General features: G+C 69.2%; 18 protein-coding genes, 1 tRNA gene and 1 riboswitch. Of the genes, 11 read left to right on the top strand and 8 right to left on the bottom strand.

Annotated features, from left to right (window positions below):
• Positions 1-303: 303 nt before the first annotated feature.
• A complete protein-coding gene (locus AC3ERS_RS14155) occupies positions 304-630 on the top strand; it encodes an Rv3654c family TadE-like protein (RefSeq protein ID WP_431967406.1) in 327 nt (108 codons plus the stop codon).
• 299 nt (positions 631-929) lie between these two features.
• On the opposite strand, the gene AC3ERS_RS14150 is transcribed toward AC3ERS_RS14155, so the two are convergent.
• Positions 930-3344, bottom strand: a complete 2415-nt coding sequence (locus AC3ERS_RS14150; protein WP_431967404.1) for a DEAD/DEAH box helicase — start codon at positions 3342-3344, stop codon at positions 930-932.
• 436 nt (positions 3345-3780) lie between these two features.
• Here AC3ERS_RS14150 and AC3ERS_RS14145 point away from each other — a divergent pair, with 436 nt between their 5' ends.
• From AC3ERS_RS14145 to AC3ERS_RS14135, 3 genes are all read left to right on the top strand, one after another.
• Positions 3781-3987 carry a cold-shock protein gene (locus AC3ERS_RS14145; RefSeq protein WP_019044597.1) on the top strand — a complete coding sequence of 69 codons (207 nt, stop codon included), beginning with the start codon at positions 3781-3783 and terminating at the stop codon, positions 3985-3987.
• A gap of 855 nt (positions 3988-4842) precedes the next feature.
• A complete protein-coding gene (gene topA / locus AC3ERS_RS14140; RefSeq protein WP_431967455.1) occupies positions 4843-7656 on the top strand; it encodes a type I DNA topoisomerase in 2814 nt (937 codons plus the stop codon).
• 61 nt (positions 7657-7717) lie between these two features.
• A complete protein-coding gene (locus AC3ERS_RS14135; RefSeq protein WP_431967400.1) occupies positions 7718-8221 on the top strand; it encodes a mycothiol transferase in 504 nt (167 codons plus the stop codon).
• A gap of 90 nt (positions 8222-8311) precedes the next feature.
• Here the strand turns inward: AC3ERS_RS14135 and AC3ERS_RS14130 are convergent, their stop codons facing one another.
• Positions 8312-8857, bottom strand: coding sequence for a DJ-1/PfpI family protein (locus AC3ERS_RS14130; RefSeq protein WP_431967398.1), 546 nt, complete (start codon positions 8855-8857; stop codon positions 8312-8314).
• Between the two features lie 140 nt (positions 8858-8997).
• Here AC3ERS_RS14130 and AC3ERS_RS14125 point away from each other — a divergent pair, with 140 nt between their 5' ends.
• Positions 8998-10203, top strand: a complete 1206-nt coding sequence (locus tag AC3ERS_RS14125) for a DNA polymerase III subunit delta' (protein ID WP_431967396.1) — start codon at positions 8998-9000, stop codon at positions 10201-10203.
• A 72-nt stretch (positions 10204-10275) separates the two neighbouring features.
• Positions 10276-10351, top strand: a tRNA-Thr gene (locus AC3ERS_RS14120).
• Between the two features lie 186 nt (positions 10352-10537).
• Here AC3ERS_RS14120 and AC3ERS_RS14115 read toward each other — a convergent pair.
• Positions 10538-11050 (bottom strand): ArsI/CadI family heavy metal resistance metalloenzyme, encoded by a 513-nt coding sequence (locus AC3ERS_RS14115; RefSeq protein ID WP_431967394.1) that lies wholly within the window; start codon positions 11048-11050, stop codon positions 10538-10540.
• Between the two features lie 96 nt (positions 11051-11146).
• Here AC3ERS_RS14115 and AC3ERS_RS14110 point away from each other — a divergent pair, with 96 nt between their 5' ends.
• A complete protein-coding gene (locus AC3ERS_RS14110; protein ID WP_431967392.1) occupies positions 11147-11506 on the top strand; it encodes an Rv2640c family ArsR-like transcriptional regulator in 360 nt (119 codons plus the stop codon).
• A 157-nt stretch (positions 11507-11663) separates the two neighbouring features.
• Here the strand turns inward: AC3ERS_RS14110 and AC3ERS_RS14105 are convergent, their stop codons facing one another.
• A complete protein-coding gene (locus AC3ERS_RS14105; protein ID WP_431967390.1) occupies positions 11664-12017 on the bottom strand; it encodes a DoxX family protein in 354 nt (117 codons plus the stop codon).
• 92 nt (positions 12018-12109) lie between these two features.
• On the opposite strand from AC3ERS_RS14105, the gene AC3ERS_RS14100 reads away from it, so the two are divergent.
• Positions 12110-13003 (top strand): LysR family transcriptional regulator, encoded by an 894-nt coding sequence (locus AC3ERS_RS14100; protein WP_431967388.1) that lies wholly within the window; start codon positions 12110-12112, stop codon positions 13001-13003.
• A gap of 57 nt (positions 13004-13060) precedes the next feature.
• Here the strand turns inward: AC3ERS_RS14100 and AC3ERS_RS14095 are convergent, their stop codons facing one another.
• The gene (locus AC3ERS_RS14095; RefSeq protein WP_431967386.1) at positions 13061-14116 is read right to left on the bottom strand and encodes an alpha/beta fold hydrolase; all 1056 of its coding nucleotides are present in this window, start codon (positions 14114-14116) and stop codon (positions 13061-13063) included.
• 403 nt (positions 14117-14519) lie between these two features.
• Between AC3ERS_RS14095 and AC3ERS_RS14090 the strand changes: the two genes are divergently transcribed.
• The 3 genes from AC3ERS_RS14090 (at position 14520) to AC3ERS_RS14080 (ending at position 16305) form a co-directional block, all read left to right on the top strand.
• Positions 14520-15185 carry a hypothetical protein gene (locus tag AC3ERS_RS14090; RefSeq protein ID WP_431967384.1) on the top strand — a complete coding sequence of 222 codons (666 nt, stop codon included), beginning with the start codon at positions 14520-14522 and terminating at the stop codon, positions 15183-15185.
• Positions 15186-15305: 120 nt separating this feature from the next.
• Positions 15306-15767: a DUF2752 domain-containing protein gene (locus AC3ERS_RS14085; RefSeq protein ID WP_431967382.1), complete on the top strand. Its 462-nt coding sequence runs from the start codon at positions 15306-15308 to the stop codon at positions 15765-15767.
• A 352-nt stretch (positions 15768-16119) separates the two neighbouring features.
• Positions 16120-16305 carry a hypothetical protein gene (locus tag AC3ERS_RS14080; protein ID WP_431967380.1) on the top strand — a complete coding sequence of 62 codons (186 nt, stop codon included), beginning with the start codon at positions 16120-16122 and terminating at the stop codon, positions 16303-16305.
• 2 nt (positions 16306-16307) lie between these two features.
• Here the strand turns inward: AC3ERS_RS14080 and AC3ERS_RS14075 are convergent, their stop codons facing one another.
• From AC3ERS_RS14075 to AC3ERS_RS14065, 3 genes are all read right to left on the bottom strand, one after another.
• Positions 16308-17657 carry a M1 family metallopeptidase gene (locus AC3ERS_RS14075; protein WP_431967378.1) on the bottom strand — a complete coding sequence of 450 codons (1350 nt, stop codon included), beginning with the start codon at positions 17655-17657 and terminating at the stop codon, positions 16308-16310.
• The gene (locus AC3ERS_RS14070) at positions 17657-21622 is read right to left on the bottom strand and encodes a Pls/PosA family non-ribosomal peptide synthetase (RefSeq protein ID WP_431967376.1); all 3966 of its coding nucleotides are present in this window, start codon (positions 21620-21622) and stop codon (positions 17657-17659) included. The genes AC3ERS_RS14075 and AC3ERS_RS14070 overlap by 1 nt, the downstream gene beginning before the upstream one ends.
• Before the next feature lie 148 nt (positions 21623-21770).
• Positions 21771-22418 (bottom strand): LysE family translocator, encoded by a 648-nt coding sequence (locus tag AC3ERS_RS14065; protein WP_431967374.1) that lies wholly within the window; start codon positions 22416-22418, stop codon positions 21771-21773.
• 99 nt (positions 22419-22517) lie between these two features.
• Positions 22518-22631: riboswitch (SAM riboswitch) on the top strand.
• The last annotated feature ends 7 nt before the right edge of the window (positions 22632-22638 follow it).

Here is a 22638-nt window from a genome sequence, read left to right as displayed (position 1 = left end):
CGCGTGTGTCGGCCTGATGCGGCGTTGGGCTGGCGGTCGTCTGTTGGTGTGCGTGGGCCCGGCGCGGTATTGGGCTGCCGGTCGAGGGTCGGTGTGCCTTGGTCCGGCTCGACGTTGGGCTGCCGGTCAGCTGTAGGTGTGTGTCGGCCTGGCGTGGTGTTGGGCTGTCGGTCGGCGGTCGGTGTGCCTCAGACCGGGTCGGCGCTGCGTTGCCCGCCGTCATGGCCAGGGCTGGGGGCGGGGCGCGGAAGTAAAGGGAGCGATCGATCGCGTCGTGAGCCAGGGGAGCGGGGTGGAGCGACGGTGTTCGCCTGCGTGGCGCTGATCGGGTTGATCGCGGCGGCGCTGGTGATCGGGCAGGTAGGGATGGTCGTCGTCGCGCGGCATCGGGCGCAGGCGGGGGCGGATCTGGCGGCATTGGCGGCGGCCGGGGCATTGGACGGCGGGGCCGAGGCGGGATGCGCGGCGGGGGAGGAGGTGGCGCGGCGGATGGGATCGCGGATTAGTGAGTGCCGGATCGATGGATGGCACGCGACCGTGGCGGTGGCGCGGAATATACCAATGGGTCTGTTCGGAGTGCGGACTGTTCATGCGGTTGCTCGGGCGGGACCGGTCGCAGAGGAACAGTGACCGATGTGTACGAACACTGGTCAGTGTTAGTTCCGAACCACGAATTCAGCCATAGGAATAATCGAATAATTACGATGCGATATCTATTTTACGCACGGGTACGGAAATTCTTTGGCGATGAATCCGCACGTCGAGTGGTATGGGGCGTGGCAATGCCCTAGTTAACATGAATCTAATCCTCTTTATTCGGGCGGGCGGCGTGCCCCGACGGTATGGGACGGGACGGGTCGAGCGAGGCAGCCGACAGCCGGTGACCGCCGCGTAGATGGCGCTTCGGTCACGCCGGGAGGACGCTGCCGTCACGAACCGAGATCTGCGTCTTCACCTGCGCGAATGCCGGTCTCGGCGGGCCCGTTCAGCTCGGCCAGTACGGCAGCCAGCAGTCGTGCCGAGGCTCCCTTGTCGAGTGGATGGTTGCCGTTACCGCACTTGGGCGACTGCACGCACGAAGGGCAGCCCGCGGTGCACGTGCAGGAGTCGATGGCCGACAGGGTCGCCGAGAGCCAGCGGCGCAGCTGGGCGAAGCCACGCTCGGCGAAACCTGCGCCCCCGGGTTGGCCGTCGTAGACGAAGACGGTCGGCAGACCGGTGTCCGGGTGCTCGGCGGTGGAGACGCCGCCGATATCCCATCGATCGCAGGTGGCGACCAGGGGCAGCAGGCCGATCGCGGCGTGCTCGGCGGCGTGCAGCGCGCCGGGCGCTTGCCGTGGGTCGATGCCTGCGGCGGCGAGGAGCTCGGGTGTGACGGTGTAGAACACCGCGCGGGTGGGCAGGGTCTGCGGCGGGAGATCCAGCTCGACCAGGTCGAGGACCTCGCCGGTGGGCAGGGTGCGCAGATAGCCGATCACCTGACTGGTCACGGTGACCTGCGCCAACGCGCTGGTCACGGCCCCGTGCCGGTGCTGTTCGGTGAGCGCTTCGACGGCGATGTCGGTGACCTGCCGCGCGCTGGTGGTCCATCCGAGTTCGGCGGCGTGCACGAACGCGACGCCGCCGTCCAGGTCGAGCTCGTCGACCACGTAGGTCTCGCCTTGGTGCAGGTGGACCGCGCCCTGGTGCAAGGTGGCGGGGGCGCGCCCGGCGTCGGCGGTGCCGAGCAGCCTGCCGGTCTCGCCGTCGACGATGGCCACCGGCGCGCCGATGCCGCCGCGCACGTCGACGTTGTCGTGCGGGTGCGCGTCCGCGGTCACATACCAGCGCGCGGCGCCGTCCCGACCTGCCACGCGACGCCTGATGAGGCCCTCGGCCGCGAGGTCGGCGAGGACCTCTCGTGCGCCGAGTTCGTCCACTTCGGCGTCGGTGAGCGGCAGTTCGAGCGCCGCGCACAACAGCTGCGGTCCCACTACATAGGGATTGCGCGGGTCGGTGATGGTGGCCTCGACCGGCTTGTCCAGCAACGCCTCGGGATGGTGCACGAGGAAGGTGTCGAGCGGATCGTCCCTGGCCACCAGCACGACGAGCGAACCCTGGGTGCGCCTGCCCGCCCGGCCTGCCTGCTGCCAGAAGGAGGCGACGGTGCCGGGAAAACCGGAGATCACCACCGCGTCCAAGCCCGCGATGTCCACGCCGAGCTCCAGCGCGTTGGTGCTGGCCGCGCCGAGCAGAGAACCGTCGGAGAGGGCGGTCTCCAGCTCGCGCCGGTCCTCCGCCAGGTAGCCCGCGCGGTAGGCGGCGATCCGCTCGGCGAGCGTCGGATCCACCTCCGCGAGCAGCCTGCGTGCTTCCATCGCGGTGAGTTCGGCGGCGCGTCTGGAACGGACGAAGGTCAGCGTTCGCGCGCCCTCGACCACCAGGTCGGCCATGATCCGCGCCGCCTCCGAGGTCGCCGAGCGGCGAACGGGTGCGCCGTTCTCGCCGGTCAGCGCGGTGAGCAGGGGCGGCTCCCACAGCGCGACGGTGCGCGGTCCCTGCGGCGAACCGTCCTCGGTCACGGCGACACAGGGCGCGCCGATCAGCCGGGACGCCGCGGCCGAGGGTTCGGCGGTGGTCGCCGAGCACAGCACGAAGACCGGATCGGCGCCGTAGCGGGCCGCGATCCGCCGCAGCCTGCGCAGGACGAGGGCGACGTGCGAGCCGAAGACGCCCCGATAGGCGTGGCATTCGTCGACGACGACGTAGCGCAGCCTGCGGAACACCCTGGCCCAGCGCTGATGGGAACGCAGCATGCCGACGTGCAGCATGTCCGGGTTGGTGAAGATCCACCGCGCGTTCGCCCGCACCCATTGGCGGATCTCGGCGGGTGTGTCGCCGTCGTACGTCGCCGGATGCACATCCCGCAGCGGGCCTTCGTGCGTGAGCGCGCCGATCGCGCGCAGTTGATCAGCGCCGAGCGCCTTGGTGGGAGAGATATAGAGGGCGGTTGCCTTCGGGTCCTCCAGTAGTGCGGTCAGCACGGGCAATTGGTAGCCGAGCGATTTACCGGACGCGGTTCCCGTGCTCACCACGACATGCCGCCCCGACGCCGCCAGGTCGGCGGTCTTGGTCTGATGTGTCCAGGGCGCCGCTATCCCGGTGTTACGCAGCGCCTCGACGACGTCAGGAGCCGCCCAATCCGGCCACGCGGTGACGCCCGCGGGCCGCGCGGGCAGCTCTACGACGTGCGTCAGCCGGGGATCGGCATCCAGGCCCTCTGTTTGGACACGGTTCAGCAACGATCGCCCGTATCCGGGGCCGCTGCCGCGCCCGTTTCGCGCCACCTGGTCGGTTGGATTCACGGTGTGGCGATCCCGACACGCGAGGAAAGTGTGAAACGTGTGTGGTTGGGAAGGCTCACCAGCCATTTCGATACCAAATAGCGACCTGGGTCACAGCTGGTTTGCCAGATGCCGTCCCGGTTATCCAAGGGCAAACGAACCTGAAGTACGGATTCGAGCATTGTGTCCCTCACCTGCGCATTCGCAAGATCAACTTTTTTGCAAATTGTCGGTAACTCGACTGTTGAATTGCTCGAAGACATGGTTCACTAGTTCCTGGTCGCAAGCTTCTGTGTTCGAGGGACGGATCCAAAGTCCAAACCGTCAGCAGGATCGATGTTGCGAACGGTGTGCTTGGTGCTTTCCTGCAGGGGGAACCAAGAGTACAGCGGTCGGAACGGACCCGGTGGACGAACCCAGTTGTCCGCCGTTCCGGTAAGAAAAGAGAAGGAACAGAATGGCACAGGGAACTGTGAAGTGGTTCAACGCGGAGAAGGGGTTCGGCTTCATCGCGCCGGAGGACGGCTCCGCTGACGTCTTCGTCCACTACTCCGAGATCCAGGGGACGGGCTTCCGCACCCTCGAGGAGAACCAGAAGGTCGAGTTCGAGGTTGGCCAGGGCACCAAGGGCCCTCAGGCCACTGGAGTTCGCGCGCTCAGCTGAGCGACGCTGATCCACAGCTCGTCCCCCACCACCGGTGACCGGAGGTGGGGGACGAGCTATATCCGGGGTAGGTCGAAAAGGGCATTCTGTTCGTGAAAAATATGAACAAAATGCCCCGCCGTACCAATCGGTACGACTTCCCATCGGCTGGCGCCCGAAAGGGGCGGTTCGCGAACCCTCGCGCCGCTCCGGAGGAAGCGCGCATTCCCACGTGGAGCCGGTCGGTGACGCAAAACCGCAGCTCGAGGACCTAACGGCAACCCGATCGGCGCCTCGGGGTCGTCCGCCGACCGAGTGGCCGACCTCCGTTCGGCGCCTGGTCGATCGGTTTGTTGGCTGCACGGTGCCGCATGTTCGCCGCAGCGGAGTTCATCGGCTTCGGCTCGCCCCACGGCCGAGCGCCGGCACGCCGGTCGCGAACGGAACCGCGCGCATCAGCCCCAGCCCCGAAACGCGCCGAAGCCGCTTGACGTCCATAGGGATTGGCGCCCGACCACACATCCGGTCGCCCCCTCACTCCGTATACAACGGAGAAACCATCCAACAGCCGCGCGTCCCCATTACTCGGGGGACGAGTGGCACCAGCCGAATGCACGCGTACCAGCGCGGCAAACAACAGGGCATACTGATCGGCAGTGATCACGTACGCTCAGTGGTTCGGGTCGCAAGCCTCGACCACAGCCAGCGTCAAGGTATAAACGTGACTGGTAGCGATGTCAGCGTCGCCGCCGCTTGCCCCAAACCGTGCACAAACGCGCACCAGCGCGCCGCGCGGGTCGAGAAGGAAAGGTGTTTTCGCCGGTGGCAACACGAGACCGCGGTGCAGCCGACCAGGGCCGTCCCCTGCGTCGTCTCGTGATCGTCGAGTCCCCGACCAAGGCGCGCAAGATCGCGCCCTATCTGGGCCGCAACTACACGGTGGAAGCCTCCGTCGGCCACATCCGGGACTTGCCGCGCGGTGCGGCGGACGTGCCCGCCAAGTACAAAGGGCAGCCGTGGGCGCGCCTGGGCGTGGACGTGGACAACGATTTCGAGCCCATCTACGTGGTGAGCCCGGACAAGAAGGCCAAGGTCACCGAGCTCAAGAGCCTGCTCAAGGACGCCGACGAGCTGTATCTGGCCACCGACCCCGACCGCGAGGGCGAGGCTATCGCCTGGCATCTGCTGGAGACGCTGAAGCCGAAGGTGCCGGTGCGCCGGATGGTGTTCCACGAGATCACCGAGCCCGCCATCCAGGCCGCGGCCGCGGACACCCGCGAGCTCGATCCTGATCTGGTCGACGCGCAGGAGACCAGGCGCATCCTGGACCGGCTGTACGGCTACGAGGTCAGCCCGGTGCTGTGGAAGAAGGTCATGCCGCGCTTGTCGGCGGGCCGGGTGCAGTCCGTCGCGACCCGCGTGATCGTCCAGCGCGAGCGGGAGCGGATGGCGTTCCGTTCCGCGGAGTACTGGGACATCGCGGCCAAGCTGGACGCGGGCACGGGCGAGGCGGCCGACGCGACCAATCCGCGGACCTTCGGCGCGCGGCTGGTGAACGTCGACGGCGCGCGGGTCGCGACCGGCCGGGATTTCGGACCCGACGGGCAGCTCAAGTCCACCAACGGCGTCATCGTCCTCGACGAGGGCTACGCGCGGCGGTTGGCGGAGGCGCTCGACGGCGCGGATCTGGTGGTGTCCTCGGCCGAGGCCAAGCCGTACACCCGCAAGCCATATGCGCCGTTCATGACGTCCACCCTCCAGCAGGAGGCGGGTCGAAAGCTGCGTTTCACCTCCGAGCGAACCATGCGGGTGGCGCAGCGGCTCTACGAAAACGGCTACATCACCTACATGCGTACCGACTCGACCACGCTGTCGGAGTCGGCGATCGCCGCGGCCCGCTCGCAGGCGACCCAGCTCTACGGCGCGGAGTACGTGCATCCCACGCCGCGCCAGTACACCCGCAAGGTGAAGAACGCGCAGGAGGCGCACGAGGCGATCCGCCCGTCGGGCGACACCTTCGTCACGCCGGGACAGCTGCACGCGCGGCTCGACAATGACGAGTTCCGGCTGTACGAGCTGATCTGGCAGCGCACCGTCGCCTCGCAGATGGCCGACGCGCGCGGTACCACGCTGACGCTGCGCATCACCGGCGTCGCGGGCACCGGCGAGGAGTGCGTGTTCTCCGCGTCGGGTCGCACGATCACCTTCCCCGGCTTCCTCAAGGCGTACGTGGAGAGCGTGGACGAGGAGGCGGGCGGCCAGTCCGACGACGCCGAATCCCGGCTTCCCGCACTGGAAGAGGGCCAGGGCGTCACGGCGGTCGAGCTGAATCCCGATGGGCACACCACGAATCCGCCCGCGCGCTACACCGAGGCCTCGCTGATCAAGACGCTCGAAGAGCTCGGCATCGGCCGCCCATCGACGTACTCCTCGATCATCAAGACGATCCTGGACCGCGGGTACGTGTACAAGCGCGGTAGCGCGCTGGTGCCGTCGTGGGTGGCGTTCGCGGTGGTCGGGCTGCTGGAGGCGTACTTCGGCAGGTTGGTCGACTTCGACTTCACCGCCGCCATGGAGGACGATCTCGACGCCATCGCGGGCGGCCGGGAGCAGCGCGGAAACTGGTTGTCCAGCTTCTACTTCGGCGGCGAGCACGGCGTCGAGGGTTCGGTCGCGCGCTCCGGCGGGTTGAAGAAGATGGTCGGCGAGCAGCTCGACGACATCGACGCCCGCGAGGTCAACTCGATCAAGCTCTTCACCGACGCCGAGGGCCGCGACGTCGTGGTTCGGGTCGGCCGTTTCGGGCCGTATCTGGAGCGGATGGTCGTCAATCCCGATGACCCCGAAGGTGATCTGATTTCGCAGCGGGCGAACCTGCCCGACGATCTTCCGCCCGACGAGCTGAGCCCCGAGGCCGCCGAGAAGCTGTTCTCGACGCCGCAGGAAGGGCGCAGGCTGGGCGCCGACCCGGAGACCGGGAACGAAATCGTCGCCAAGGAAGGACGTTTCGGTCCCTACGTCACCGAGATCCTGCCCGAGCCCGCCGCCGAAGAGGCGCCGGCCAAGAAGACCGCGAAGAAGGCCGCCGCGCCCAAGCCGCGCACCGGTTCGCTGTTCAAGTCGATGGACCTGGCCACGATCACCCTCGACGACGCGCTGAAACTGCTGTCGCTGCCGCGGGTGGTCGGCTCCGATCCGGCGTCCGGCGAGGAGATCACGGCGCAGAACGGCCGGTACGGCCCGTATCTGAAGAAGGGCACCGATTCGCGGTCGCTGGCGTCGGAGGACCAGATCTTCACCGTCACGCTCGACGAGGCGCTGAAGATCTATGCCGAGCCGAAGCGCCGCGGCAGGCAGGCCGCGAGCGCGGCCCCGCTACGCGAGCTGGGTAACGACGCGGCCACCGGCAAGCCGATGGTGATCAAGGACGGCCGGTTCGGTCCCTACGTCACCGACGGCGAGACCAACGCCAGCCTGCGCAAGGGCGACGAGGTCGAGTCCATCACCGACGCGCGCGCCTCGGAGCTGCTGGCCGACCGGCGCGCTCGTGGCCCGGTGAAGAAGGCGGCGAAGAAGACCGCGGCCAAGAAGACCCCGGCGAAGAAGACCACCGCCAAGAAAGCCGCGGCCAAGAAGACGACCACCGCGAAGAAGACCGCGGCGAAGAAGACGGCCGCAGAGAAGTCCTGAGCGCGGGCTCGGCGTGGGTTAGCCTCGGTCGGTACGGCCCGTATCCGGGAAAGGACCGACCATGGCCGATCGGGAGCGCGAGGATCTGATCGCGATGCTGGCGGATCAGCGCGAGCTGTTCCGGATCACCGTCCGAGGCATCGACGACGATCAGGCGCGCAAACGCACCACGGTCAGCGAGCTGACCCTGGGCGGGCTGCTGCATCACCTGATCAACTGCGAGCGCCACTGGACCTCGGTGATCGTGACGCGCGACGAGCACGCCGTACTGGACGTCTCCCAGTTCGACGGCGAGTACGTCATGGCGCCGGACGAGACCGTGCAGGAGCTGCTCGACACCTGGGACGAGGTGGCGGCCGCCACGGCCGAAGTGATCCGGACCGTGGACAGCCTCGACACCTCCATCCCCACCCCGACCGCCCCGTGGACGCCAGAAAGAATCTGGCAGACGGTGCGTTTCACGATCCTGCACATCCTGCGCGAGATCGCGCACCACTCCGGGCACGCCGACATCATCCGCGAGGAACTGGACGGGCAGAACAGCACCTACTCCAGGGCCTCCTGAGAGTCGGCGGCCGGAGCGAACGACTATTCGCGCAGCCGGACGCAGTTCGTCCTCAGCTCGCGTACGGCCGCAGCGAACGCGCAGGTACGCCTATTCGCGCAGCAGCCGGACGAACTCGCGCATCCAGGCGGGATGGTCAGGCCAGGCGCGGCCGGTGACGATGTTGTCCTCCACGTGCGCCTCGCTGTCCACGAACTTGCCGCCCGCGGCCTCGATGTCGGGGGCGAGGGCGGGGTAGGCGCTGCACGAGCGGCCGGTGAGCACGCCTGCCGCGGCGAGGATCAGCGGGCCGTGGCAGAGGGCGGCGATCGGCTTGCGTTGTTCGGCGAAATGCTGGACGACGCGCTGGCAGTCCGGGTTGTTGCGCAGGTACTCCGGTGCGCGGCCGCCGGGCACCACCAGCGCGCCGTAGTTCTCCGGGGCGACGTCGGCCAGCGCGAGGTCGGCGGGCCAGCTGTGGCCGAGCTTCTCGGTGTAGGTGTCGAAACCGTCCGCGAAGTCGTGGACGACGAATTGGAGCTTCTTCACGGTCGGCGCCGCGATGTCCACCTCGTGCCCCTCTTCGAGCAGGCGCTGGTAGGGGTAGAAGACCTCGAGGTCTTCGGCGGCGTCCCCGGCGATCAACAGGATTCTCACGATGATTCCACCTCCGCGTCGAGCATCCGTCAGCGTGGTGAGCCGGGTCAACGACTTCGCGATCGATGCCGCGTGTCGCGCGGGGACAGGCCGTGACCGGCCGAGGGAACGTGTCGGATCGGACGGCTAGGGTGTATGCCGTGGCGGGAGTCTTCGATCGGTTGGTCGGCCAGGATGCGGTCGAGTCCGAGCTGACGGCTGCCGCGATCGCGGCCCGCGCCGGGGTGGTCGAGGGCGCGATGACGCACTCCTGGTTGTTCACCGGACCGCCCGGATCCGGCAGATCCATTGCGGCACTGTGCTTCGCGGCGGCCTTGCAGTGCACCGACGCGGGCACGCCCGGCTGCGGCAAGTGCCACGCCTGCACCACGACCATGGCGGGCACGCACGGCGACGTGCGGCGGGTGGTGCCCGAGGGGCTGAGCATCAGCACCAAGGAGATGCGCGAGATCGTGCAGGTCGCCTCGCGTCGCCCGAGCACCGGGCGCTGGCAGGTGGTGGTCATCGAGGACGCCGACCGTTTGACGGAGGCGGCAGGGAACGTGCTGCTCAAGGTGGTCGAGGAGCCGCCGGACCGCACGGTGTTCCTGCTGTGCGCGCCGTCGGTCGATCCCGAGGACATCTCGGTGACGCTGCGCTCGCGATGCAGGCACGTGCACCTGGTGACGCCCTCGGTCCCGGCCATCGCGCAGGTGTTGAAGGAGCGCGACAAGCTCGACGAGAAGACCGCGAACTGGGCGGCTTCGGTCAGCGGCGGTCACGTCGGGCGGGCCAGGCGGCTGGCCACCGACGAAGAGTCGAGGGCGCGCAGGCAGCGGGCGCTGGCCTTGGTGTCGGCCGTCGCGCGACCGGGCGCGGCCTACGCCGCCGCCGACGAACTGGTGAAGGCCGCCGACGACGAGGCCAAACAGATGAGCGCGGCCCGCGACGAACGCGAACGCGAGGAGCTGGCCACCGCGCTCGGCGCGGGCGGGACAGGCAAGGGCGCGGCGAGCGCGACCCGAGGGTCCGCGGGCGTGCTGAAAGACCTGGAGCGCCGTCAGAAGTCCCGCGCCACCCGCACCGGTCGCGACGCCCTCGATCGCGCACTGATCGACGTAGCAGGGGTGTACCGCGACGCGCTCGCCGTCCGCTTCGGCGCCGCGCGCGCGGGCTCGGGCGTCGTCCTCACCCATCCCGACCTGTCCGACCAGATCCACGACCTCGCCGACCGCGTTCGCCCGGAAGGCCTGCTGGGCTCCATCGAGGCCGTGCTCGCCTGCCGCGAGGCCCTCGACCTCAACGTCAAGCCCCGCTTCGCCCTCGCCGCCATGGTCGCGGCCATCATGGCCGCCCAATCCGCCTGACCGCACCCCTCGGGACCACCCGTTTTCGCGATCCGGCCACGGAGACGATAGACTCGCGTCGCCGAAAGGCACGCCGCCTTAGCTCAGTCGGTAGAGCGCTTCACTCGTAATGAAAAGGTCGGGGGTTCGATTCCCCCAGGCGGCTCCATTTTTTTCCTGGCGGAGGCTGCTGTGAGCCCCTCACCGCCTGTTCAACGCACCGGTAGCAACTCGCCGACCAACTCCGCGACGCGCTTGCGGATCTCGTCGTGGATCGGGCGCACGGCGAGCGAGAAGATCACAGCGACAAGCCCTGCCGTCGCTACGACTTCGTCGACAATTTCGACTGGTTCGGTTATCGGCAGCAGGTGGCCCCGGAGGCGATCGCCTCTTGTTTGGCCGCCGGGGTGCAGCACGAGTCCGCTGCGGCCTCGGCGGATGTGTCCGCGCAACACTCGGCCACGGCCTCGGCGCTGTCGAGTTCGGGTGCGGCGCCGAAGGTTTCACTGTCGGCGAGCACCGTGTAGACCTCCCATCGTTCGGTGCCGGGGCCGCTGACCCACACCTTGTCCTGGGTGGCGAAGCAGCACGTCGTGGCGATCTGCTCCTCGGTGAACAGCCCGGCCTCGGACAGGCGCGCGATTTCGGAGTGCACCTGTTCGGGGGACTCGACCTCCACGCCGAGGTGGTTCAGGCTGCCGCCGTGGCCTGGATTCTCGATCAGGACCAGTTTCAGCGGCGGTTCCGCGATGGCGAAGTTGGCGTAACCGGGCTTACGCTTGGCCGGTTCGGCCTGGAACAGCGTGGAGTAGAACGCGACCGCGGTATCGAGGTCGTCGACATTGAGGGCGAGTTGAACGCGGGACATCAGAACCTCCAAGTAATTCGATATATGTCGAATAGCTGACAACCCGAGTCTTCTACCTTCTTCGACATATGTCAATAAGGTGCGTACGATTGGGGCATGCCGAAGGCGCTTCCCGTGATAGACATGTCCGCCCCGGTGTGCTGCGCCCCGGTGGCCGCCGCGCCCGTGGGCGAGTCCGCCGCCCTGGAGGTGGCATTGCGCCTCAAGGCCATCGCCGACCCGGTTCGCGTTCGCCTGCTGTCGCTTCTCCTCACCAGTCCCGGCGGTGAGGAGAACGGCGGCGATCTCGCCGCGGCGGTCGGCGTCTCCGAATCCACCGCCAGCCATCACCTCACGCAACTGCGCAAAGCGGGACTGATCGAATCCGAGCGACGTGGCATGAACACCGTCCATCGCGCCCGCCGCGACTCCCTGTCCGCGCTCTGCGTCGTTCTAGACCCCAACTGCTGCCGGTGATCGAGCGCTGACCGCGCGGGCGGGATTACTCGGACAACGCCTCATTCCTGACCCAGCTGGGTCTGCTGCCCGCTCCGAGCGAGGCCTGAGGCCGGTTCGGCACCGGAGGCTCCCTCCGCGCGCGGTGCGGAAGGAGATTTCGCCGTATTCGCGGGGCTCAGCCGAATCGGTACGCCAGGGTGGCGGCGAGAGTGGCCGCGGTCAGTGCGAAGGCGGTCGCGGCCATGCCGAGCTGGTAATCGCGGACCCGCAGGTGCGCGATGATCGCGCCGACGAAGTAGAGCACCAAACCGGTCGCCGCGGCGATGCCGACCGGCGGAATGACGAATCCCGCGACCAGTCCGAGCGCTCCGGCGCCGAGCAATACGCCCAGCGGAAGCATCCACGACTCCGGCACCTGCACCTGTTTCGACGCCGCGACCGGAATGGGGTGGTGCACGAAGTCCATCCAAGCTCCGGTCGCCGCGCCGAGGGCGGTGAGCGCGGTCAGGGTGACATAGAGGGCGAACACGAGGGGACCTTCCTGGCGGCGACGACCTTGTTCCCTCAGTCTCGATTCGGCGGTCGTTGTCGCACCAATACCTGTATCCATAACCTGACGGCATGGATGTCGATACTCGGCTGCTGCGCTACTTCGCCGCCGTCGCCGAGGAGGGGAACCTCACGCGCGCGGCGGAACGGCTCTACGTGTCGCAACCGGCGCTCACGAAGCAGATCAAGCAGCTCGAAACCTTGTTGGGGGCGCGACTTTTCACCCGTTCGCGGGCGGGGATGACGCTGACCGAAGCCGGGCGCGCGCTGGCACTGCGGGTGCCCGCCCTGCTCGACGACTGGAATCGCGCGCTCTCCGAAACCCATGCCGCGGCCGCGCGGGAGGCCCGCGTCCTGCGTGTCGGTTTCCTCGCCAGCGCCGCCAACGAGGCCACTCGGGAGATCATCGCCGCGTTCGGCGAGCGCAGGCCGGGCTGGCGCGTCGATATGCGCCAGAGCCCATGGTCGGACCCCACCGCGGGGCTGGCCGAGGGCAGCGTGGATGTGGCACTGCTGCGGCTGCCGATTCCGGACCAGGAATCGTGGCGGGTCGAGGTGCTGCTCACCGAGCCGCGCTGTGTGGTGCTGCCGAATACGCACCGGCTTGCCGATCGAGACGAGATCCCCTTCCGCGAACTGCTCGACGAGCCCTTCATCGCGGCCCCGCAAGCGACCGGTCGGTGGCGTGATTATTGGCTGGCCGTCGACGAGCGGGAGGGCGTTCCGCCGCGCATCGGCGCGGTCACCAAGCATCCGGACGACTGGCTCAACGCGATCGCGAACGGATACGGCGTGGCCCTGGCTCCGGAGTCCACCGCCCGCTTCTACCAGCGGCCCGGTGTGGTGTTCCGTCCGGTGGTCGGCATCGCCGCCAGCCAGGTGGGCGTCGCGTGGAATCCGATCGATGACGGCAACGCGCCCGTCCAGGACTTCGTTCGCAGCTGCCTGCGCTTCAAGCAGGCGTGACGGGGGCGCTGCTCCCGGGCCGGGCGCCGTTGACCGGCCCGGGAGCAACTCTGCGGATCAGACCGCGGTGGCGCGGTGGTTGCCCGCGCTCTGGGCGATCCTGTCGATTTCGGCGTTGAAGCGGTCGGCGGCCTCGATGTTGCCGAGGTGACCGGTGGGCCAGATCTGGTAATCGGCCAGCGAGCCCGTCGCGGTGAGGGCGTCGACGATGGGGCGGTTCATGCGGGCGGGCAGCAGGTGGTCGTGCTCGCCCGCGATGACGGTGGTGGGGACCGTCAGGTGCTTGGCCGAGTCGCCGAGGTCGAGCGCGGCCAGGGCGGCGGCGTGCAGGCCGCGGGTCAGCGGACGGCAGGAGCGGACGATGCCGAGCGAGAAGGCGACCTCGTCGGCGGTCGCGTTCTTGGTCATCAACCTGGCCTTGATGAGCGAGGTCACGACCGGACCGCCCGGCAGCGGCACCGGCGCGTTCAGCAGCGTCTCGGCGACCACCAGCGGCAGGCGGACGCCCGCGCCGAAGACGGTGACCGGACGGCTGGCCATCGTGAGCGGCTTGTTCAGCAGCGGAAGGAGATCCGTCTCGTGGCGGATCTCGCGGGCGGCGGTGTTCGCGAGCACCACGGCGTTGGCGCGCGCAGACACTTGCTCCGGGTAACGGGCGGCCCAAGCCTGCAAGGTGATGCCACCCATGCTGTGGCCGACCAAGGTGGCGCGCTTGCCGCGCGGCAAGGCGGCGTCGAGGACGGTGGCCAGGTCGTCGGCGAGGGTTTCGCCGCTCGGCGCGATTCGTCCCAGTGTGCTCTCGCCATGGCCGCGCTGATCGTAGGCGATGACGCGGTAACGGTCCGCGAGTGCGTTGATCTGCGGGTTCCAGTACTCGATGCAGCAGCTCCACCCGTGGATGAGCACGATGATTTCGCCGTCGGCAGGTCCGTAGGCGTGCACTCGGAGCTGGGCGCCGTCGACGGTGGTGACCGGAATCGTTTCGCAGGGCACTGTCGGCTTGTTCAGCGAAGTTGTCGCGAACTTACGGGATCGCAGTCCGGCCCGATAGGCCGCGGTGAGCGGTTCGGCGCCGCGTATCCCAGCCAGTGTCTTCATCGACGTCACCAGCATTGTGCACTCCTTTGTGTCATCCGCCACAGTACGGTGCAAGCAAAGTGCTTGCAAGTGCAAGCGCTTTATGGCGGAAATCCTGGCGCATATCTGTGGATACCCAATATTCGGTCCGGTGAACTCTGCTCGAGGGGAGAAACATCGCGCGCGAGCGAAGTCTCTCCCGGAGTGCACACGGATCGAACGGTCACATCCGGTACATCGCAGTCCGGACGCGCGTCGCTATCGGCGGTATCCGATCGTTATCAGTCCGAAGCCCGGCTTCGTTCGGCGCGGTCCGCCCGATCCGGATGGATGCGCGCCGACGACGGCCGCCGCACCCATCGACTGTCGCCAGGATGTCCCCGGCGCGGGGCATTCTGTACGCGCACAGGGAGATTCCCGGATGGGTGAGGAGAGAGGTGTGACCGACAGCTTCATGCTGGCCACCAGAATCCCGATGTCGCGCGAGGGTTTCGAGAGGTGGTTGGACACCCCGGCGCCGGGACCGGACGCCATCGCCAATCCGGAAGCGATGTTCGACGGGTGGTTCTGGGACGGCCGCCGAGCCGGCTCCGAATGGGAGAGCGCCGTCGTCGGTCGGACACCGCGGAGGTTCTTCGCCGGGCGGGTGCGTGAGTCCTGCGCCGGGCGCCCGCACGACACCGTGCTGCTGCACCGCGACGGCGCGCTGGAGGCGTACCTGTTCCACCTCGGCTACGTGGAGTCGAGTGTGCACACGGCGCTGCTGATGTTCGCCGCGGCCGGGGCGTTCAGGACCGAACCCGGCGAAGACGCGGTGCTGTTCTGGGCGGAGACCAGCGGCGGTCTGCCGGATCCCGACTGGGACGGGTGGCTGTCCGTGTTGTCGGTGGGCGACAGCGGGGCACGGTTTTCCGGAGCGATCGACCTGACCGCAGCCGTCACGGGCCTGCGTCCGGTCGAGAACCGCTTCTTCGGCATGGTCGAGCGTCTGGCCGAGGAGGAAGAGTCTTGGGGCGACGATTCCGATGGGCCCTACCGCACGGCCGCGCCGCGCGACCCGTCCTTCGTCGACCCGGCGGTGCTGGCGGACGCCGCCTCGCGATAGCCGAGCTCGGCGTTCCGCTCGCTGTCGACGGCAACCCGTCGCGGCACCGTGTGACACCGGCTTTCGTGCCTTCCGCTGCCGGTAGCGGGAAGCCGCGCGCCCCGGCTACCGTGGATTCTCGTGGAGACCACGCACCTCGCCGCCCAGCCCCCGTTCCCGCCGCAGCAGCGGGTGCGGCGCACGGGGTGGCGCGCGCTCGGGTTGCCTGCGCTCGCCGCGGGAGCGGGTATCGGAGCGGTGGTCCTGTTGCACTTCCGCGATCCGCACGTGGAGGGTTCCTACGGCATCTGCCCGGTCTACGGCCTGACCGGGTTGTACTGCCCGGGGTGCGGTGGCATGCGCGCCGTGCACAACCTCACCGACGGCCGCCTGCTGGACTCGCTGCACAGCAACCTGCTCGCCATTCCGCTGCTGCTCGCCTTCGCGGTGTTCGTCGGCGACTGGGCGGTGCGCGCGTGGCGCGGCGAACGCCCCCGCGTCCCCGACCTGCCGCGCACGTTCATGTGGACGGTGCTCGCGCTTTTCGTCGTGTACTCGGTGCTGCGCAACACTCCGTGGGGCACCTGGCTGGCGCCCGTTTGAGCGGAGCCTTGGCCTGCGCTGATGACGGACTGAGCGTGCGACGGTCTACGCGATTCCCCCGCGCGGCAACGGGCAAGCTCTCGGTATGACCGATTCACTCGAGACGCGGGTGCGTGCGAAGCTGCTGCGCCGGCTGGCCGGATTCCCCCGCTCGGCAACGGGCAAGCTCTCGGTATGACCGATTCACTCGAGACGCGGGTGCGTGCGAAGCTGCTGCGCCGGCTGGCCGGATTCCCCCGCTCGGCAACGGGCAAGCTCTCGATATGACCGATTCACTCGAGACGCGGGTGCGTGCGAAGCTGCTGCGCCGGCTGGCCGGATTCCCCCGCTCGGCAACGGGCAAGCTCTCGATATGACCGATTCACTCAAGACGCGGGTGCGTGCGAAGCTGCTGCGCCAGCTGGCCGAGGACGCTCCCGACAACGAACACGACGACCCGAGGCAGATTTCGGTGGCGGCCGACCTGGACGCCCTGGACAGCGTCGCCGAGGACGACCCGCTCGTGGAGGAGCTCGCTACCCGCTACCTCGTGTTCTGAGCTCAGCGCGCGCCGGCCTGCCCACCGAGGGGCGGCAGCTGGGGCAGCGGTTCGTCGCGCAGCCAGCTGTCCCACAGCGGGCGCAGCGGCACCAGGCTGTAGTGCCCGGCCAGATCGGTGAACTCCTCAGTGGTGACCGAGGAATGCCGATAGCGCCGCACCCATTCGTGCAGCAGGTCGGCGAAGCCGGGCTCACCGAGTTCGAGGCGCAGCGCGTGCAAGGTGAGCGCGCCGCGCTTGTACACCCGGTCGTCGAACATGTGCCTGGGCCCCGGGTCCCCGATGACGATGTCCTGCGGTTCTCTCGCCAGGTTGTGCCGGGCGGCGCGGGCGAGTTGATCGGCGGAGGGCCCTCCCGATGCCTCCGACCAGATCCATTCCGCGTAACAGGCGAAGCCTTCGTGCAGCCAGATGTCGCGCCACTGCCGCAAGGTCAGGCTGTTGCCGAACCACTGGTGCGCCAGTTCGTGCGCGACCAGCCGTTCGGAGCCGCGGCGGCCGTCGCAGTGGTTGGCGCCGAACACCGAGATGCCCTGGGCTTCGATCGGGATCTCCAGGTCGTCGTCGGTGATCACCACCGTGTACCCGCCGAACGGGTACGGGCCGAACCGTTCGGTGAAGACCTCCATCATCCGCCCTTGCCGCGCGAAGTCGTGCTCGAACTCCGCGCGTAGCCGGGGCGGCACGATCGCGTGCATCGGCACCGGTCCGTGCACCGCGCCGACGCGGTACTTGCGGTACGGCCCGATCTGGATGGTGGCCAGGTAGCTCGACATCGGCTCCGGCTGTTCGTACACCCAGGTGGTCTGGCTCGCCTTGGTCTGCTTGCGCACCAGGGTGCCGTTGGCGAGCGCGTAGTACGGGCTGTCGGTGGTCACCGAAATGCGGTAGCTGGCTTTGGAACTGGGGTGGTCGTCGCAGGGAAACCAGGACGCCGCGCCGTTGGGCTGGCTGGCCACCAGCGCGCCCTCGGACAACTCCTCCCAGCCGACCTCGCCCCAGGGCCCGCGCACCGGCTTCGGTACGCCCGCGTACTGGACGACCACCGAGAGCACGCCGCCCGCCGGAATCCGCTGCTGCGGCGTGACGACGAGCTTGCCGTGCTGGTGCACGTATTTGCCGGCCTTGGCGCCGTTCACGAACACCTTCGACACGGTCAGCGCCTGCGAGAGATCCAGACCGAAGCGCGGCTGGACCGCGGTGGTGACCGCGGTGATCTCGGCGCGGCCGGTCAGCCGATTGCTGGCGACCTTGTAGACCAGTTCCAGCTCGTACCGCGAGACGCGATAGCCCCGGTTGCCGTTCTGTGGCAGGTAGTCGTCGATGGGGGCCGCGTAGAACTTCTCACCCATCAGCCCTCCTCGCCGGGGTCGTCCGTGCGCCGGGTCCACGGTGCGATCGGGTTGCCCCACCACCTGGTCGACGGGGGCACCGTGTCGCCGCGCATGACGAGCGAGGCAGGGCCGACCGTCGCGCCCGCGCCGAGTCCGGCGGCGGGAAGGGCGACGCAGTGCGGCCCGAGGGTGGCGCCCGCGCCGAGGGTGACGGTGTCCATGGCCATGATTCGATCGTGGAACAGATGGGTCTGCACCACGCAGCCACGCTCCACCGTGGCGCCGTCGCCGAGTGTCACCAAATCCGCCTCAGGTAACCAGTAGGACTCGCACCATACCCCGCGACCGATGCGCGCGCCGAGTGCGCGAAGCCAGAGATTCAGCACCGGCGTTCCGGTCGCCGCGCGGGCGAACCAGGGCGCGGCGACCATTTCCACGAACGTGTCCGAGACCTCGTTGCGCCACACGAACGAGCTCCACAGCGGGTGCTCCTCGGCCCGGATCCGGCCGACCAGCAACCACTTCGCGGCCACGGCGCTGCCGCAAGCCACCGCGCCCGCGACCAACAGCACGACACCGCTGAGCAGGGCGGTGGGCAAATGACCGATCCGCTGGGCCAGCCAGGCCAGCGCGAAGAGCACGCCCAGCCCGATGCCGAAGGTGACGAGCACCGGGACGAGCCTGCACGTCTCCACCACGGCCCGCGCCACGCGCAGCCGCCACGACGGATCGAAGGTGCGGCGAGTGTCGGCGGTTTCGGAGGCGCGGCGCAGCCGCACCGGCGGACTGCCGAGCCACGAGGAGCCCGCCTTGGCCTTGGACGGCGCGGCCGAGAGCACGGCGACCAAACCGTTCTTCGGCACCCTGCGGCCCGGCGCGGTCATGCCCGAGTTGCCGAGGAAGGCGCGCTTGCCGACCTTGGCCTCGCCGATGCGCAGCCAGCCGCCGCCGAGTTCGTAGCTCGCGATCATGGTGTCGTCGGCGAGGAACGCGCCGTCGGCGACCGTGGTGAACTTCGGCAGCAGCAGCACGGTCGACGCCTCGACGTGCTTGCCGACCTTCGCGCCGAGCAGGCGCAGCCACAGCGGCGTCAGCAGGCTGGCGTAGAGCGGGAACAGGAAATTGCGGGCCGCGTCGAGCAGCCGTTCGGTGGCCCAGGCCTGCCAGCCGACGCGGCTGCGCACCGGGTGGTAGCCCTCGGTCAGCCCGATGGCGAACAGGCGCACGAGGACGACGGTCGCCGCCGCGTACACGCCGAGCGTGACCAGCATGGCCACCGGCAGCATCGCGAAGGCGCGGACCAGTCCGCCGGTGAGCGTCACGGTTTCCCGCACCCACCAGGCCAGGAACGCGCCGCCCGCGCCGAGACCGAGAATCGGGAGGGCGGCGAGCGCCATCGAGGTGATGCCGAAGATCACGACCCAGTGCGGGGCGCGCGCCGGTCTTTGCGCGGGCCAGCGGTGCCGCGCGCGACCGACCTTCACCGCGGGGGAGCCCGCCCATTCCTGCTCGGCCTTCACCTTGCCCGAGACCGCGGAGCCCGGGGCGACCTCGGCGTTCTTGCCGATCTTCGTGCCGGGCAGCAGGATCGAGCGCGCGCCGATCACCGCGCCCTGCCCGATGACGATCGGGCCGATGTGCACGAGATCGCCATCGATCCAGTAGCCGGAGAGGTCGACCTCGGGTTCCACGCTGCACCCGTCGCCCAGTTCGAGCATCCCGGTCACCGGCGGCAGCGTGTGCAGGTCGACGCCCTTGCCGATGCGCGCGCCGAGCGCCCGCGCGAAGGGCACCATCCACGGTGCGCCGGACAGGTTCTCCGCGCCGCTCGCCTCGGACAGCCGCACCGCCGCCCACAGCCGCAGGTGCACCGAGCCGCCGCGCGGATAGCTGCCGGGCGTGATGCCACGCAGCAGGGCGCGCGATCCCGCCACGCACAGCGCCATCCGGCCGGGCGGGGTGATGAACAGCAGGAACGCGATCAGCGCCCACCACCAGGACAGCCGGGGCAGCCAGGGCAGCGATCCCGACCAGGCCGCGACATTGCCGACGATGGCCAGCCAGGTCAGCCACTGCAAGCCGGTCAGGGTGGTCAGCGGCACCGTGGCGAGCACTTGCACCCACTGGGCCAGGCGCGGGGTGGGACGCACCGTGCGTTCCTCGACCGCGGCGGCCGGTGCGCTGGCATCGAGCAGGTCGGCGAGCGCGCCGAGGCGCGGGTGGTCGTAGAGATCGGCGACGGCGATGCGTGGATAGCGCTCGCGCAGCGCGGTGACCAACTGGGCGGCGGCGAGGGAGCCGCCGCCGAGGTCGAAGAAATCGGTATCGGGACCGGTCGCCTCGGCGCCGAGGATGGCGTCCCACAGTCCGGCGACCCAGCGCGCGGTGGGGGAGAGACCGTCGTCGTCGGATTCGACGGGCGCGGCCTTGGGCAGCGGCCACGGCAGCGCGTCGCGATCGACCTTGCCCGACGTGCGGGTCGGCAGTTCCCCGACCACCGCGAGGCGCGGCACCAGCGGTGCGGGCAGCTGGTCGGCGAGCAGCTCGCGCGCGGCGTGCACGTCGAAATCGCCGTCCGGCCCGGTGAGATAGCCGATCAGGATCTTGTTGCCCGCCTTGGTGGTTCGGATCGCGGCGGCCGCGCCGGTGACGCCGGGCAGATGCTGGAGCGCGTTGTCGATCTCGCCGAGTTCGATGCGGCGGCCGCCGAGCTTGATCTGGTCGTCGGCGCGGCCGAGGAAGACGAGACCGGCGCGCTCGTTGCGGACCAGATCGCCGCTGCGGTAGGCGCGTTCCCAGCCGAGCGTGGCGAGCGGAGCGTACTTCTCGGCGTCCTTGGCCGGATCGAGATAGCGGCCGAGACCGACGCCGCCGATGACGAGTTCGCCGGATTCGCCCTCGCCGACGGGGTTGCCCTGCGCGTCGACCACGGCCAGATCCCAGCCGTCCAAGGGCAGTCCGATGCGGATCGGCGGCTCGCCGGTGAGCAGTGCCGCGCACGCCACGACGGTCGCCTCGGTGGGGCCGTAGGTGTTCCACACCTCGCGCACCGAATCCGCGTTGCCCGCAAGGCGTTCGGCGAGTTCCGGCGGCACGGCCTCGCCGCCGAAGATCAGCAGCCGGACCGGTTCCAGCGCCTCGGCGGGCCAGGTGGCGGCCAGCGTCGGCACCGTCGAGACGATGCTGATCTCGCGGCGAACCAGCCAGGGGCCGAGATCGGCGCCGGTGCGCACCAGCGCGCGCGGCGCGGGCACCAGGCAGGCGCCGTGCCGCCAGGCCAGCCACATCTCCTCGCAGGAGGCGTCGAAGGCGACCGAGAGACCGGCGAGCACCCGGTCGCCGGGCCCGATCGGCGCGTCCCGCAGGAACAGTCGCGCCTCGGCGTCGACGAAGGCGGCGGCGCTGCGGTGGGTGATCGCCACGCCCTTCGGAGTGCCGGTGGAGCCGGAGGTGAAGATGATCCAGGCGTCGTCTTCGGGGCTGGGTGGCGCGATATCGGATTGCTTTGCGGTGGTAGTTGTTTCGGTGCCGGAGCGAATACCGTCGGCGGTGGCGACGGCGCTGACTCGCGCCTCGCCGAAGACCAGCCGGGCCCGCTCGTCGGGATCGTCGGCGTCGACGGGGACGTACGCCGCGCCCACCCACAGCACGGCCAGGATCGTGACGTAGAGATCGCTGCTGCCCGAGGGCATTCGGACGCCGACTCGGTCGCCGGCGCGCACGCCTGCCGCGGACAGCTCGGCCGCGCGGGCCTCGATCGCGGCGAGCAGTTCGCGATACGTGATCAGGATCTCGCCGTCGTCGAGGGCGTGCGCGTCGGGATGGGTGTGCGCGGTCGCCGTCAGGATGTCGACGAGAGTCCGCGGCGGGGGCGTTGCCGCGCCACGCAGCAGGGGGTCGGACTGCGACCTTCCGGTCGTCGGGCTCTCGCCCGCCGCGGCTTCTACCTGCGGCTGGAGCATCACGTCCGGCCCACCTCTCATAGACCTGCCTTGCATTTCCCGACGGTTGTTTCACATGAGGGTTACCGATTGGCAAACGCCACGGTGACCAACTGACCACGGTACCCGCGGTATCGGTGAATCCCCGGGCGCGGCAGCGGCGCGCGGTGTGCCTGCGATCGGCACGTCGCTAGGCCGCCGAGGCCGCGGTCCCGAGACCGAGCGCGGTCAGAATGCCCGCGCTGGCCTGCTCGAGCCGATCGCTGACCTTCGGGCTGCGCAAGAACGCCACCGCGCGGGAGGCGAGCAGGGCGAGCAGGATCATTTCGACGGCGGCGACGGTGCATTCGACCGCGCCGAGCGCGAGGGTGTTCAGGAACGTGACTTCGGTCATGAACTGGGGCAGCACGGCCAGGTAGAACAGGCCGACCTTGGGATTGAACAGACACGAGACGACGCCCGCCGTGAACGCCGAGCGAACCGTCGGCGCACCGGCTTTCGCGCCGCCTGCCGACGCGCCGGAATCGAGCTCGGCATCGGAGCGCGCCCGTCGCTTGCGCAACTCCACCAGCGTGCGAATTCCCAAGTACACCAAATAGATTCCGCCGACGACTTTCAGCGCGCGATATGCCGTCGCGGACTGCTCCAGCAGTGCGGCGACCCCCGCGGCCACCATCACCGCCCACACCAGGCCACCGAGCGCCGAACCCACCGCCGCGGCGATGCCGGGACGGGCGTCCACGATCGAAAAGCGTAGCACCAGAAACGAATCCGGCCCCGGCGTGAGCGACAGCAGGACGCACAAGCCGACGAAGCCGATCAGCAGGGAGGGCGTCACCCCTCGAGTGGAACGCAGTTCGCTGCCCGGCGCAACCGACTTTCGGCCGCGAAATCCGGCGGTTGACAGAGCGGCGGGCGGTCTGTCAGTCTCGGAACAGGTCACGAGTATCAGCGCAAAGCCCCGGCTAGCTGGTCGGCAACCCTCCTCCGCGGTGGGGTGCTCCGGGTGACGACCTGGCCGCCGTCCGACCGGGCGCGGCAAGCGCGGACTCGGCGAA

This window comes from Nocardia sp. bgisy134, assembly GCF_057708325.1.
This window is presented reverse-complemented; position numbering and strand designations above follow the sequence as displayed.